The organism is Ensifer sp., assembly GCF_031989085.1.
In the GTDB taxonomy this organism is placed as follows: Bacteria; Pseudomonadota; Alphaproteobacteria; order Rhizobiales; family Rhizobiaceae; genus Ensifer.
This window is the reverse complement of the sequence record NZ_DALZXU010000009.1, coordinates 235796-249796: the sequence shown is the minus strand read 5'-3', so window position 1 is coordinate 249796 and position 14001 is coordinate 235796. Positions and strand designations below refer to the sequence as shown.

The window sequence follows — 14001 nt, the reverse complement described above, 5'->3', positions numbered from 1 at the left end:
CAGGATGCTCAGAACGACCCGCCGATCCGCGCGACGACGACGTCGGCGCGGTAGTCCTGTTCGGGGTCGGTTTCACGCTTGAGCGAGTGGGTGTACTCGATGGTGAGCTGTGGTTTCTTTTCCGGACCCAGCAGCAGCGAGGCCGTCAGCGCCTGCGTTTTGCGCTCGTAGAGATAGTAGTAGTAGGTGGCGCGGCTGGTCTCGAAGGTCAGCCCCGCCTTCACCCATGGGTGGAAACGCTGGCTGATGGACGCCGTGACGGTCTGCGTGAGCTCGCCCACGGCATCGTCGATATCGTCGATGACGATGGTCTGGTTGAAGCCACTGGCAAACTCGAAGCCGCCGGCCGGTTCCCATCGGGCCTCGGCGCGGAGGTAGGGCTCGCTCTTGTGATCGACTGAACCGAGGTCGTCGCTGAGCAAGGTGATCATTCCCGCTTCCCCGACAAGCGTAAAGCCTTCTTCGAACTGGCGGGCATAGGCCAGCGATCCGCGCAGTGTTTCTGCCGGAAAACGGGTAAAGGCGCTCTGGTCGCGGCTCGGGATGATGGATCGGCTGTATTCCAGGCAGAAACAGAGTTCGCCGCCGCCGGCGGCGCGAAAGTGGCTCGCGCCGAAGGTGGCAAGCGAGACGTCCGGATCGAGCTTGCTCTGGCCGAGCAGGTCCGTGGTGAAGCGCGCCGTGCCGGGCCGCTCCGTGTCGTAGCGCGCCGAGAATGCGGTCTTTCCGCCGAGAAGATCGACGGTCACCTTGCCCGCGGTCTGGGTGCTGTAATCGGTGGTGCGATAGCCGATGATGTCGTTTGGAAGCTTGAGGAAGAGATCACCGGAAGAGTTGCGGACCGCAGCGGTCTCCATCTCGATCAGAATGCCTTTGTCGACTTCGATCGAATAGCCGAGATTGCCGCCGCTGAAATGCATGTCGCCAAACCGGTAGTCGATGATCCGGCGCTCCAGGTGCCTGGCGCCATAGGTCAGCTTGCCATCGCCTAGTGGAATGCTGCCCCGTAGCCCGAGCTTGCCTTCCCAAAATGGGCCGGAGAGCGCCTGGGGATCTTCAAATATGTTGGTGCTATGGCCGTATCCGGCCATGTAGTCGACGGTCGTTTCGGCGATCGCCAGGGATGGGGCGATGAGGAGGACGGTTGCAGATAGTGCGGCCGGGAATGTTCGCATCCCCTTCGTCCTCAATGAGTTCCTTTATAATGATATTATCGATTTACATGATTAACAAAACCTTGCGTTGTAGAAGCGGCCGGCGTTCGCATCCGGCATCCCTTGGCGGAACGTCAGCATCAGGTTGCGATTCCAGGTGAAAAATCTATCGCTAAAATTGTATCTGTTATGCTTAACCGTTTATTATGATTGGCTTTCTTGATTGATTAATGAAATGCTAATTGTATCCTTTGAGTTGTGTACAGCAAGTGCACGTTCAACAGGAGGTAAACCCATGACGATCAAGGCAATTTGCATCGCATTCGCAGTTGTGGCCGCCACTGTTTCCCAGGCTTCGGCCGGGGGGCTGTCGCTTGGAGTTCTGTCCGGCAAGAAGGTCAGTGTTCTCTCCGGCGGCGTCGCCAATGGTATCGTGATTGCCCCGAGCGTCGATGTCGGTGACGTTCTTTCCGGCAACGATATCCTCAACAAGTCGCTGAACGGCACGCTCAACAACGTGCTTTCGGGCAATGCCCTCGGTATCCTCTCCGGCAACGGTGGCAAGCAGCGTCGCCACTGACAGGTCGGTTCAGGATCGGCTGAACGCCGGTCTCCTTCAATTTTTTTCGCATCCTGGCCGGATGCGGCGCGATGAAGCAGGGATGCAGAGAGAACCTGCCCCGTTCTCTTCGCCATAAGTCGCGCACGTCTTAAGACGGAGAGTGGATGACGCCCAGACACGTCATCCGCTCTTTTTCGTTCGCGCTAAAGGAACGGCCGCGTTTGACAGTTGAGATCACTTCCCCTATGGACGCTTAAGGGCAAGGGTCCCTGCCGTCCGCGAGCGTCATGCTTTGGTGAAGCCCTTCTTGTCAGACACGGTCAGCCGAAACGGCATGCGAACCGGTGGCAATGCGGGCACCCATCTTAGAAGATTGCATGCCGCAGCAGGAGACCCTGTCATGATGCGCGGATCAAATACGCTGCCATCGCTCGAAGCCATCAAGGACCAGGCAAAACGCCTGCGATCGCGGCTGTCGGACGAAGGCAAAACCATCACCCATTCCCGTTCGCTCGAACTGGTCGCCGCCCAATACGGCTATCGCGACTGGAATACACTTCACGCGGCCGCCGGCAACCGGCCGCCGTTCAATCCCTGGATGCTCGGTTCCCGGGTGAAGGGCATCTATCTCGGCCAACCCTTCGAGGGCGAGATCCTGTCGGTGCAGGCGCTGACGTCGCAGCCCGGACGTTACCGGCTGACGATGAAATTCGACGAACCGGTCGATGTCGTCACGTTCGAGAGCTTTTCCGCATTTCGCCAGCGGGTGACGGCGACGGTCGACGAGACCGGGCGCACCATCGAGAAAACCTCCAACGGCCAGCCGCAGCTGCAATTGGAGTGGTGAGCTGCGTCAGCCGCCAACGCCGTTGCGGCATGACGCTTGCGCGGTACCGACGATTGCCCCGCTTGGCCCAGATCCCGGATGCGCAATGCTTCGGGATCTGATCGTCGGAGCGTCGCGCGCTTTCTCAAATCCTGTTCCAACTCCCCCGGATGGCGAAGTGTCGCCCTGGACGTAGCTGTCACACCGTTGGGAGAACCGCGCGCATGTTCGACGCCGCCCCATCGTGCCGAGCGGGTGTGCCTGACGCTGGCTCTGCTAGGGCGTGAGCCGTTCGTTCGTCAGTCAGTCCCGCCCGGTCATTCCGCAGCGCTTCATTAGTTGCGAATGAGTTGCATTTGCACTATCAATGTAGTTGCGAATGGTTCGCAATAGGCCGTGCGATGCTTTCGGTTCGCCGCGCAGCCGATGCGGGCAGCCGGGCGCAGGTATGGTATCCGCCAAGGGGAGACGGCGATGGGAAAATCGGGAAAGCAGGACATGCTCGGGCGGCGTAGCCTGCTGATGGGCGGGCTGGCGGCGGCCGGCGGCACGGCGATCTGCGCCGGGGCCGCGCTGGCGCAACAGGCGTCCCATGGCGGCGGGCACAGGATGGCGGCGAGCGATGCCATGGCGGCGCCGATGCCATCAATGAGCCATGGGGCGATGATCACCGTCGGCGATGTCGACAGCGCAGCCAACGGTTTCGATCCGACCGACATGCTGACCGACTGGGATACGGGCACGGTCACGACATTGCCGGATGGACGGACGTTGCGCACCTTCGAGATGACGGCCGAGGATCGCGAGATCGAGATTGCGCCGGGCATCAGGTTTCCCGCCTGGACCTATAACGGTCGCGTTCCCGGGCCGGCGCTCAGGGCCAAGGAGGGCGAACGCTTAAGGATCGTCTTTCGCAATTACGCGTCGCACCCGCATTCGATCCATTTTCACGGCATCCACGCGGCGCGCATGGACGGCGTGCCGGGCGCCGGCATGGTCGATCCCGGCGACGAGTTCGTCTACGAGTTCGATGCCAAGCCCTTCGGCTGCCATCTCTACCATTGCCATGCGATGCCGCTGCGCCGCCACATCCACAAGGGCATGTACGGCGCCTTCGTCATCGACCCGGATCCGGAGCGCCACCCGGATCAGATCGACGTCGCCCGTTCACGGCTCTTCGGCACGCCCGAGAATGCCGGCTGGCAGGAACTGGTGATGGTGATGAACGCCTTCGACACCAATTTCGATGCCGAGAACGAATTCTACGCGGTCAATACCGTCGCCCATGCCTTCATGAAGCGGCCGATCCGCATCGTGAAGGACAAGCCGGTGCGCATCTATCTCGTCAACGTCATCGAGTTCGATCCGATCAACTCGTTCCACCTGCACGCCAACTTCTTCGACTACTACGAACAGGGAACGACGCTGACGCCGACCTTGAAAACGGTCGACCTCATCACCCAGTGCCAGGCGCAGCGTGGCATTCTGGAGTTCACTTTTGCCGAGCACGAACCCGGCCTCTACATGTTTCATCCGCACCAGACCGAATTTACCGAGCTCGGATGGGTCGGCATGTTCGACGTAGTGGAGGCGCTGGCATGAACGAGACCTTGCCGAGGGCCGCCATCCGCGCAGCCAGGACCAATCTGGTGTGGCTGGCCCTGCCGCTCATCGCTTTTGCCGTCGCCGTGGTCTGGCTCGTAACGACCGACCCGCTGTCCGGCTTCCGCAACGGCGCGCCGCCGGTCGAAAACCTGACCTTCGAGCGAACCGTGCTCGACGACAGCGGCCTGCGGCTCCTGGTTCGCGCCGGGGGCTCGGAGCCGATGACCGTGGCGCAGGTGCAGGTCGACGATGCCTATTGGCAATTCACCCAGGACCCGCCCGGTCCCATCGCTCGGGGTCGGACGGCCTGGCTGGCCCTGCCGTTTCCCTGGATGCTCGGCGAGGCGCATGCGCTGAAAGTGGTGACCAACACCGGCACCACCTTTACGCACGAGATCGCCGTCGCCGTGCCGACACCGCAGGCAACCGCGGGCCAATTGCGGCTGCAGGCACTGGTCGGCCTCATCGTCGGCATCGTGCCCGTGGCAGTCGGGCTGATGTTCTATCCGGTGCTGCGCGGCGTCGGCCGGTCCGGCATGGCGTTTCTGCTGTCGCTGACCATCGGGCTTCTCGCCTTCCTGCTGGTCGATGCCAGTGCCGAAGCGCTGGAACTGGCGTCTGAGGCGGCGGCCATTTTCCAGGGGCCGGTCATGGTCGTGCTTGCGGGTATCGGCAGCTTCCTTCTGCTGATGGCCGTCGGCCGGCGCGGTGGCGTGCCGACGGGGCTCGCGCTTGCCACCTATATCGCCCTCGGCATCGGCCTGCACAATCTGGGCGAGGGGCTGGCGATCGGGGCGGCCTTTGCAGCCGGTTCGGCCGGGCTCGGCACCTTTCTGGTGCTCGGCTTCGCGCTCCACAACGTCACCGAAGGCATCGGCATTGCCGCGCCGATCCTGAAACAGCGGCCGCCCTTGTGGACCTTTGTCGGGCTGACGCTGCTTGCCGGCGCTCCGGCGGTCCTAGGCATGTGGCTCGGCAGCCTGGCGGCGTCGGCGCAATGGTCGGCATTGGCGCTGGCTGTCGGGGCAGGGGCGATCCTGCAGGTGATCGTCGAGGTCGGTGCCTATCTGATGCGCCAGAGCGGAAAGCCGTTTGAGGTCTTCCTGACGCCGCCCGTCATGGGCGGGCTCGCCGCCGGCGTTGGCTTCATGTACCTGACCGCGGCGCTGGTGAAGATCTGATTTTGGCTTGCTGCTGGTTGCTGAACTTGCAGGACGTGGCCGCGTCAGCCCCTCATCCGGCTGCCGCCACCTTCTCCCCGCTTGGCGGGGAGAAGGGACTTGCGGGACGGTGTCGCCCAGGCATCTTTCGGCACGCTTTGAGAAAGTCGCGTAAACGTTACCCGGCGATATCGACGATGCCGCAGTCGCCAGCGGCCGAGCCGAAGACGAGCTGGCGCCCGTCCTTGCTCCAGGCCATGGCGCTGATGGCGCCCTTGCCGGGGCGGCGCAGCAGCACTTCCTTGCTGTCGGCGAAGCGGGCGGCAAGGATCATGCCGTCCTGGTAGCCGATGGCGACGATGTCTTCGGACGGATGGCAGGAGACAGAGGTCACCATGATGTCGGCGCGGGTTCCGAGTTCCATCGGCGCCTTGCCCATCGGTCCGTCCTTGCCCTGGAAGGGCCAGACGATGGCGGCCGGCGCGCCGGAGGAGGCGAGCCACTTGCCCTTGGCGGACCAGGAGAGCGACTTCACCTTGGCCGGATAGCCAGTCATGCGCATGTGGCGGGCCTCGGCGCCGGGCTTGGCGTCGAGCTTCCAGCCGTGCAGGGCGTTTTCCTGCATGGTGGTGACGAGGAAACGGCCGTCGGGCGAGAAAGTGACTCCGGTATGGGCGCCCTTCCAGTCGAGATCGATCGGCTGGCCTGATGTCGCCACCCAATGCATCGACACGCCGTTATAACGGGCAGCGGCCACGCGCAGGCCCTTCGGGGCGAAGGCGAGGCCTTCGACCGTGCGTTCCTCGGCAAACTCCTTCGTCTGGCCGTCGGCGAGCCGCACATGCGTGGTCTTGCCATAGGCGTAGCCGACGGCGCCTTGCGGGCCGGCGGCGACCTGGGCGATCCATTTGCGTGGCGCTTCGGCAACCAGTGTCGTGGTGCCGTCGGCGGCCGTGCGCATCACCTTGCCGTCTTCGCCGCCGGTCAGAAGCGTGTCGGTCGCCTCGTCGTGAACGAACGACAGCAGGCCCTCATGGGCCTCCGTCGTCTTGTGGCCGATGTCGAGACGGTGGATGGCGCCGGTGGCTTCGGCGAAGAACGGTATGCCCTTGAGAAAGGTCACGCCAACGACGTGGCCTTCAAGATCGAGCGGAGCGACTGTCGGCATCAGATTGTTTTGGTCCCCTGGTTCGGCATGCGGTCAGGGCGTGGTGCCGAAAAGTTTCGACATCACGCCCTCGTTCTTTGGTCGTCGAGCCGCAGCGCGGCTGCGGAAATCAGGCAGACGCTTCGCAAGCCTTGAACGTGCGCTCCAGCTTCTCGCGGTCGAGGTCGCGGCCGATGAAGACCAGACGGCTTTCGCGCTTTTCGCCCTGTTTCCAGGCACGCTGATGGTCGCCCTCGATGATCATGTGCACGCCCTGCACCACATAGCGCTCGGCGTCGCCGGCAAAGGCGATGATGCCCTTGAGGCGCAGGATGTTCGGGCCGTCCGTCTGGGTGATCTTCTGGATCCAGGGGAAGAAGCGATCGGGGTTCATCTCGCCGCCCCGCAGCGAGATCGACTGCACCGTCACGTCGTGAATCGGCGAGGGAGCGTGGTCATGATGGTGGTGCCCGTGATCATGATCGTGGTGATCATGGTCGTGATGGTGGTGGTCATGATCATGGTGATGATGGTGATCATGGCCGCAATCGGGGCCGCAGGTGTGATCGTGTTCGTGCTCGTCCTGGTCGAGGAAGTGCGGGTCGTTCTCCAGCGCCTTTTCGAGGTTGAACGCGCCCTGGTCGAGCACCTTGGTGAGATCGATATCGGAGCGCTGGGTCCTGTAGATGCGGGCCGACGGATTGATGACGCGCACCGTCGCTTCGATCCGCTCGAGCTCCTGCGGGCTGACGAGGTCGGTCTTGTTGAGGAGCACGACGTCGGCAAAGGCGATCTGGTCTTCGGCCTCGCGGCTGTCCTTCAGCCGGAGCGGCAGGTGCTTGGCATCGACAAGCGCGACGACGGCATCGAGCTCGGTCTTGGCGCGCACGTCGTCGTCCATGAAGAAGGTCTGGGCGACCGGCACCGGGTCGGCAAGGCCGGTGGTCTCGACGATGATCGCGTCGAAGCGGCCGGGACGGCGCATCAGGCCCTCCACCACGCGGATCAGGTCGCCGCGCACGGTGCAGCAGACGCAGCCGTTGTTCATCTCGTAGATTTCCTCGTCGGATTCCACGATCAGGTCGTTGTCGATGCCGATCTCGCCGAATTCGTTGACGATGACGGCGTATTTGCGGCCGTGATTCTCGCTGAGAATGCGGTTCAACAGCGTCGTCTTGCCGGCGCCGAGATATCCGGTGAGCACGGTGACGGGAATCGGCTTCTGCTGGGATGTTTCGGTCATGGGAACCTCTGGGATCTCGGGATGCGGGGAGCGGGCATCCATGTCGGGTTTCATATAGGAGATGCGGCGGCGATGCGCAAATGGCCGCGCCTATTTTGACGGGGCGCCGGACCACGGCAAAACGGGTGAAATGCCGGCGATAACGCTCCTTTCATCAAAATCGGGGAGAGTTCGCCTCCTGTCGAAGGGGTGCATGCGTGAAGACGATTTCCATCAACGGCCGGTTCCTGACCCAGCCGCTCACCGGGGTGCAGCGCTTTGCCCGCGAGATCACCCGGGCGCTCGATGCCCGCATCGCGGCCGGAGACGTGCCGGCTGAGCTCAAGGATGTGCGCTGGCGGCTGCTTGCGCCGGCGTCGGCACCGGATGACCTGCCGCTTTCGGCGATTTCGATCGAGCGTTTCGGCTCCGGCCCCGGGCATCTCTGGGAACAGGGGCCGCTCTTGTGGCGGGCGCGGCGCGACACGTTGATCGGCCTTGGCGGCAGCGGCCCGGTGCTGCATTCCGACCAGGTGGTGGTGATTCACGACGTCACGCTCTTTCGTCACCCGGCTTCCTTCGGCCGGGGCTACCGGCTGTTTCACGGCGCGCTCGGCTATATCCTGACGCGGCGCGCAAAGATCGGCACGGTTTCGAATTTTTCACGCGGCGAACTGGCGGACGTCTTTCGCGTTCCGGCATCGGGCATCGACGTGATCTACAACGCCACCGACCACTTCTCCGACCTTCAGCCGGACCGGGAAATCGTTGCCAGGCTCGGGCTCGGCGATAGCCCCTTCTTCCTGCTCGTCGGCACCCTGAAGCCCAACAAGAACGTCGAGTTTGCGGTGCGTGCCTTCGAGGCGCTCAGAGATGCCGGCAGCAAGCTCGTCGTTGTCGGCGGCACGGACCCGAGCGTTTTTCGAGATGTCGCTCCGACCTCGCGCGATAACCTGATCTTTGCCGGACGGTTGACCGACGCCGAGATCGCCGGGCTGCAGCGCCAGGCCACCGCCTTCCTGTTTCCGAGCCTTTACGAAGGCTTCGGCATCCCGCCGCTGGAAGCGATGACCCAAGGCTGCCCGGTGCTCGCCGCCGACATTCCGCCGGTCTGCGAAGCCTGCGGCGAGGCCGCGCTCTACTTCGATCCGAAAAAGCCGGAAACGCTGGTCGAGGCGATGCGGACGATATCGGCCGATGGCGCCCTCCGGCAGCAGTTGACCCGCGCCGGCCATGACAATGCCGAGCGGTTCTCGTGGAGTGGAAGTGCTGTTGTTCTGCTCAACCTGCTGGCGGCAAGCCGGGGCTGAGCAGCCGGTCTGGCCGGAGCGATGCGCCCGATCAGAGCTCGAGCATGCGCGAGGGATCGATCCTGCCGCGCAGGAGATCGGCGAAGGCGATGAGGTTTCCCTTGAGGCGGCCGCGCCGGTCGACGAGCCCTTGAGACCGGAGGCTGCCAATCGTGTTTGCCGCCACGTTCCTGCCCATGAGATGAAGGGTCCACCTCAGGCTGACGCTGCCCTTGCGCAAGAGGTAGAGGGGGTTTGCAACCTGTGAGTAGCCGAAGCGCAGGCCTGGTGTACGCCCGCGCTTGTTGCCGAGATGGACGCCGCGCAAAGCTCCGCTGCGCACGATGCGTCCGCAGTGGGCGAGGCGACGGCAGAAGTCGACGTCCTCCTGCCAGCCGTAGAGCGGTAGGTTTTCGTCGAACCGCGTGCCGTCGGCTCGAATGGCCGAAACGCGGAAGGCCATGTTGCAGCCATAGGCATTGAAAACAGGTTCGAGCTCGGTGCGGCTTTCCGTCACCCGATCGCGCGCGAGGATTTCCAGGCCTTCCTTGACCGGGATGCCCGGGCCATGGATGCCGTCGGCCAAGACCATGCCTGTTGCTACGACGACGTCGGGCTCGCTTGTAAAGAGCGCTTCGACCTCCGCCAGAAAATCGTGCCGGGGCAGAAAATCGTCATCGAAAAACACGATGACATCAGCGTGTCCTTTCCGGTCGAGGATGGCGTTGCGTTGAGCGCAGGAACCTTTGCTGCCCGTGACCAGGGTAATTTCCTGGGTAAGCGATTTGACAAAGTCGAGATCGATATCATCCGGCGAAGACGGGCAGACCAGAATGGCGTCCGGCTTGCGATCCTGGCGGGTCAGGTGCTCGAGCGTTTCGGATAGCACCTCGCGGCGGCCCGCCGTGGCTATTCCGACAATGATTTTCATGATGTTCGTCGCCTCTTGCTTTGCCCTGATCTAAACCGAAAGAGGTTCAGTTTTCCTTATGCGTCTGAAGCGCGCATGCCGAGCCGCAGGCGATCGAGCGCCAACAGGCAGAAGCCCCCGCCGATAATGATCCCGGCGGCTGTGGCCACAAAGGCGGATTGATAGGAAAAGACGAAGGCGAAAATGGTCACGGTGAGGCCGGCGGCGGCGAAAAGAACCGGCGGCCAGGAGAAATCGAAGGCGAGCGCTGCCATCAGCCGCAGACCGATCAACGCGGCGAGGATGGCGCCGAGCGCGCCGCCGGCCATCAGCGCGGCGTCGGTCCTTGCCACCAGGAAGCCGCCGGCAAGGGCACCCAGATTGAGAAGGGCGCAGTCGATGGCGGCGAGCGTGAAGATGGCGGTCAGGCGCTGTTTCAGGTGCAGTGGCGTCGGCAGCATGATCTGCGTCAGAACCCGCGCGAGAGACAGGATGATGACGTAGGGGGCGGTCGCCAGGAAACCCGCCTGAAGGTCGGGACTGATGACCAGCCATGTTGCCGGCTGAAGCACGGCGAAGATGCCGGCCGCCATCATCAGCGCGAAGCTGGTGAGCAGCGCGTAGTATTGACCGAGCTGGCGGCGAAGCGCCGGCGTGTCTGCGGCCTTGTCATGCGCGGCGACGATTTCGGGATACTGGATCGCCTGCAGGGCGGAGACGATCAGCACGAAGGGGCGCTGCAGAAGGTCGAGCGCGAGCAGAGCGCCGGCCGCACCACTTGGGCCGAGGGCCGATGTGAAGATCGCCTTCAGTGCCAGCGGCGCGAACATCGAGGCGGTCGCGGCGCCCGCCGAAACACTGCCGTAGACCAGGTGTTTTTTCACGCGGGCCATGTCGAGCGGGGTGGCGGGCCGTGGGCCGGGTCTGCGCGACAGCAAGGCGGCAAGCAACGCATAGACGGCGTAACCGCCAAGCAGGCCCGTGACCGTTGACAGGAAGGTTGGCGAGGTCAGCGCGCCGAGCAGCGTGCCGGCTGCCAGGATGGTGGCGCGGGAACCCTGCAGCACCGAGAAGGCACGAAAGTCCTGGCGGAAGCGCAGCATGGTGAGGTGCAGGTCGCTGCAGCCCTGCGCGACGGCGACGAGGCCGCCAACGAGAGCCACCAGCGGCGTCACACCGAATGCGATCGAGATGGCTGCGGCGACAAGGCAGAAAAGCGCACAGGCAGCAGCCTCCGCGACGATCGTTCGCCGCTCCGCCGCTTCGCTTTCCGCCGTCTGGCCGGGGTAAAAGCGCATGCAGGAAAACCGCACCCACTCGAACGCGGCAATCGCGCCGAACTGGCTGAGCGAGATGAACAGCGAATAGGCGGCATAGTCGACCGGCGCCAGCCAATGGGCGACGATGATCAGCAGACCGAAGGCGATCAGGGCCTGATAGAAATAGGCGCCGAGCGCGATGATCTTCGCCATGGGTTTCCGGCCTGATGCCGCCTGTCGTCGTTTGCTGCTGTTCCTGCTGATAGCGCAAAAGCACAAACAAAGTGTTTGCCGGCGCGGTTTCCCACGGTTGTCAGGTGAGTTCGGCCCTATCGAAGTCGCTCAGGTCGAAATCGGCGACGTCGGTCAAAAGCTCGATCACGCCGCCGACCGCGTGGACGATGAGTTGCTCGCCGCGCGCGGCGGTGGCGGCGGATGCGTTGCCGGCTACGCCCTGGCGGTTGAGGTCCGACATTTTCCAGCCGAAGGCATGCGGGCCATAGGCGCGCAAATGCCTGAAGCGTTTGGCATGGTCGCTCTGGCGCGAGGGAAAGGCGCCGGCCTTCTCCATGTCAACTTTTTCCGGGTGAAGCGCCAGCATCACCGACGTCTCGATATCGCCGCCATGAATATCGATCGCCTTGTCCTTGGGCGCGATCCAGCCGTCGGGCTGGCCGAAGCGGGTCCAGCTCGTCGCCACCGCCAGCATTGCGAACCGCACGCGCGCCTCGGTCGCGACGATGGTCATCAGAGGCGAATTGCCGCCATGGGCGTTCAGCATCACGAACTTGCGCACCCCGAGCGCGTGCAGATTTTCGGCGATACCGAGCCAGCGGCGCACGGCTTCGTCATAGGCGAGCGAGCGCGTCCCTTCGACATCCATGTGTTCGATGGAATAACCGACCGGTTCGGTCGGCAGGAAGGTCACGGGCAGAGTATCGGGCAGCGCTGCAATCGTTCGCGCGACGATCCCCTCGGCAATCAGCGTATCGGTGTCGAAGGGCAGATGTGGGCCGTGCTGTTCATGAGCGCCGAGTGGCAGCACCGCGATCCAGTCACGTCGTGCCTCTTGCGGAAGATCGGCCGGATTGTCCTGCCATCGGGCTCTCGGCATCGACATTTCTCTTCGATCCTTCACGTCAATTGTCGTAAAAATGTTATTTGAGTCATACAGTTCGTAATCGCAAGCTGTATTGCTATAAATGGGCGAGACGGGATTCGGCAGGAGGTCCAATGGGCAAGAAGAACAAGGCCGAAAAGAAGGGCAAGAACGGTAAGAAGAAGGACGAGCTTCTTGCCGAACCGCACGATCTTGCCTCGATCCTTGTCCAGGCGGCGCGCTCCATGCGCACCGTGCTGTCGCGCAACCTGCTCGAGAGCGGGCTTTATGCCGGCCAGGACGGCGTGATGCTGGCGCTTGCCGCAACCGACGGTCTGACGGCGGGCGGGCTTGCGGCGAGGCTCGGCGTCAAGGCGCCGACGATGACGCGCACCATCGGCCGCATGGAAGCGCAAGGCTTCCTCGAACGCCGGCCCGACGAGGACGATGCGCGCCTGACCAAGGTCTATCTGACCGAACCCGGGCGCAACCGTCTGCAGACGATCGCCGAGGCCGGGCAGCACTCCGAGAATCTGGCGACACGCGGCCTGACCGACAAGCAGGTGCGCACGCTGATGAAGCTCCTGCGGGCCGTCGACAGCAACCTGCAGGCGGCGCGAGCCGCCGATTGAGCCCAGATTCGCGGCATATTGCGGCGGCGATTTAAACAGTTTAAATAGGTTTTAAATTTGAGGGCAGGCAACTCGGCTTAAACAGGGGGCATCGTGGCGCAAAAGGTCAAGCTTTCGACGATCGCGGAAACACTCGGTCTTTCGACGGCAACGGTATCCCTGGCATTGCGTGACAGTCCGTTGGTGGCGACCCTCACACGCGACAAGATCAAGGAACAGGCCCGCGCGCTCGGCTACATCTACAACCGCCGCGCCGCCAGCCTCAGGACATCGCGCTCCGGCATCATCGGCGTCGTCGTGCACGACATCATGAACCCGTTCTACGGCGAAATCCTGAAGGCGATCGAAGCGGAGCTCGATCGCGACAAGCAGACTTTCATCCTTTCCAACCATTACGATTCGGTCGACAAGCAGCGCGATTTCATCGAGACGCTGCTCCAGCTCGGCGGCGACGGCGTCATCATGTCGCCGGCCATAGGCACGCCGCCGGAGGATATCCAGCTTGCCGAGGACAACGGCATGCCGGCGATCCTGATCGCCCGCTCGATCGAGGGGCTGGATGTGCCGATCTTCCGCGGCGACGACGCCTACGGCATTTCGCTCGCCACCAACCATCTGATCGGCCTTGGTCACCGCTGTATCGCCATGGTCGGCGGCACCGACCAGACTTCGACCGGTCGCGACCGCTACCAGGGCTATGTCAATGCGCTGCGCAAGGCCAATATCGAGGTCGATCCGGAGCTGCGCATTCCCGGCCCCCGCTCCAAGCAGGGTGGCTTCGAAGCGGCGGTGCACTTGCTGTCGCTGCCGCAGAAGCCGACCGCGGTCGTCTGCTGGAACGACCTGGTGGCGATCGGCATGATGAACGGTATCGCCCGCGCCGGGCTCGTTCCCGGTGTCGACATCTCGGTCACCGGCTATGACGATCTGGAGGAGGCGTCGATCGCGACGCCGGCGCTGACCACCGTGTGGAACGGTCAGGCCGATGTCGGCCGCAGTGCGGCGCGTGCGCTGCTCGACAAGCTGTCCGGCAGCCACGAGCCCGACGGTATCCATCTGATCAAACCGGAAATGCGCATCCGCCAGTCGACCGGCCCGTTGCGCGTCACCGCCTGACGAAATCCCTCATACCCGGA

At 63.4% G+C, this 14001-nt stretch carries 13 protein-coding genes; 7 read left to right on the top strand and 6 right to left on the bottom strand.

Translation table 11 applies throughout. The features are described 5' to 3' along the window. Positions 1-8 precede the first annotated feature (8 nt). Positions 9-1175 carry a hypothetical protein gene (locus tag RTP54_RS27295; RefSeq protein ID WP_312366881.1) on the bottom strand — a complete coding sequence of 389 codons (1167 nt, stop codon included), beginning with the start codon at positions 1173-1175 and terminating at the stop codon, positions 9-11. Between the two features lie 274 nt (positions 1176-1449). On the opposite strand from RTP54_RS27295, the gene RTP54_RS27290 reads away from it, so the two are divergent. From RTP54_RS27290 to RTP54_RS27275, 4 genes are all read left to right on the top strand, one after another. Next, entirely contained in the window at positions 1450-1734 is a 285-nt protein-coding gene (locus RTP54_RS27290; RefSeq protein WP_112807597.1) for a hypothetical protein, read from the top strand. Between the two features lie 385 nt (positions 1735-2119). Then, a complete protein-coding gene (locus RTP54_RS27285) occupies positions 2120-2563 on the top strand; it encodes a glyoxalase superfamily protein (RefSeq protein ID WP_409517221.1) in 444 nt (147 codons plus the stop codon). Between the two features lie 453 nt (positions 2564-3016). Continuing rightward, the gene (locus RTP54_RS27280; RefSeq protein ID WP_312366878.1) at positions 3017-4144 is read left to right on the top strand and encodes a multicopper oxidase domain-containing protein; all 1128 of its coding nucleotides are present in this window, start codon (positions 3017-3019) and stop codon (positions 4142-4144) included. Continuing rightward, positions 4141-5328, top strand: a complete 1188-nt coding sequence (locus RTP54_RS27275; protein ID WP_312366876.1) for a metal transporter — start codon at positions 4141-4143, stop codon at positions 5326-5328. Before RTP54_RS27280 ends, RTP54_RS27275 begins: the two co-directional genes overlap by 4 nt. 157 nt (positions 5329-5485) lie before the next feature. On the opposite strand, the gene RTP54_RS27270 is transcribed toward RTP54_RS27275, so the two are convergent. Together RTP54_RS27270 and RTP54_RS27265 are read right to left on the bottom strand one after the other, a co-directional pair. Then, complete coding sequence (locus RTP54_RS27270; RefSeq protein ID WP_112807591.1) at positions 5486-6475, bottom strand: WD40 repeat domain-containing protein; 990 nt, start codon at positions 6473-6475, stop codon at positions 5486-5488. Positions 6476-6584: 109 nt separating this feature from the next. Next, entirely contained in the window at positions 6585-7697 is a 1113-nt protein-coding gene (locus tag RTP54_RS27265) for a GTP-binding protein (RefSeq protein ID WP_312366875.1), read from the bottom strand. Positions 7698-7894: 197 nt separating this feature from the next. Here RTP54_RS27265 and RTP54_RS27260 point away from each other — a divergent pair, with 197 nt between their 5' ends. Then, complete coding sequence (locus RTP54_RS27260) at positions 7895-8986, top strand: glycosyltransferase family 1 protein (RefSeq protein WP_312366873.1); 1092 nt, start codon at positions 7895-7897, stop codon at positions 8984-8986. A 31-nt stretch (positions 8987-9017) separates the two neighbouring features. On the opposite strand, the gene RTP54_RS27255 is transcribed toward RTP54_RS27260, so the two are convergent. The 3 genes from RTP54_RS27255 to RTP54_RS27245 form a co-directional block, all read right to left on the bottom strand. After that, positions 9018-9896: a glycosyltransferase family 2 protein gene (locus RTP54_RS27255; RefSeq protein ID WP_112807587.1), complete on the bottom strand. Its 879-nt coding sequence runs from the start codon at positions 9894-9896 to the stop codon at positions 9018-9020. A gap of 56 nt (positions 9897-9952) precedes the next feature. After that, positions 9953-11347 carry a hypothetical protein gene (locus tag RTP54_RS27250; RefSeq protein ID WP_312366871.1) on the bottom strand — a complete coding sequence of 465 codons (1395 nt, stop codon included), beginning with the start codon at positions 11345-11347 and terminating at the stop codon, positions 9953-9955. A gap of 100 nt (positions 11348-11447) precedes the next feature. Continuing rightward, complete coding sequence (locus RTP54_RS27245) at positions 11448-12254, bottom strand: creatininase family protein (RefSeq protein WP_312366869.1); 807 nt, start codon at positions 12252-12254, stop codon at positions 11448-11450. Positions 12255-12367: 113 nt separating this feature from the next. Between RTP54_RS27245 and RTP54_RS27240 the strand changes: the two genes are divergently transcribed. Together RTP54_RS27240 and RTP54_RS27235 are read left to right on the top strand one after the other, a co-directional pair. Next, a complete protein-coding gene (locus tag RTP54_RS27240; protein ID WP_112807581.1) occupies positions 12368-12865 on the top strand; it encodes a MarR family winged helix-turn-helix transcriptional regulator in 498 nt (165 codons plus the stop codon). 93 nt (positions 12866-12958) lie between these two features. After that, positions 12959-13981, top strand: a complete 1023-nt coding sequence (locus RTP54_RS27235; protein ID WP_025424869.1) for a LacI family DNA-binding transcriptional regulator — start codon at positions 12959-12961, stop codon at positions 13979-13981. The last annotated feature ends 20 nt before the right edge of the window (positions 13982-14001 follow it).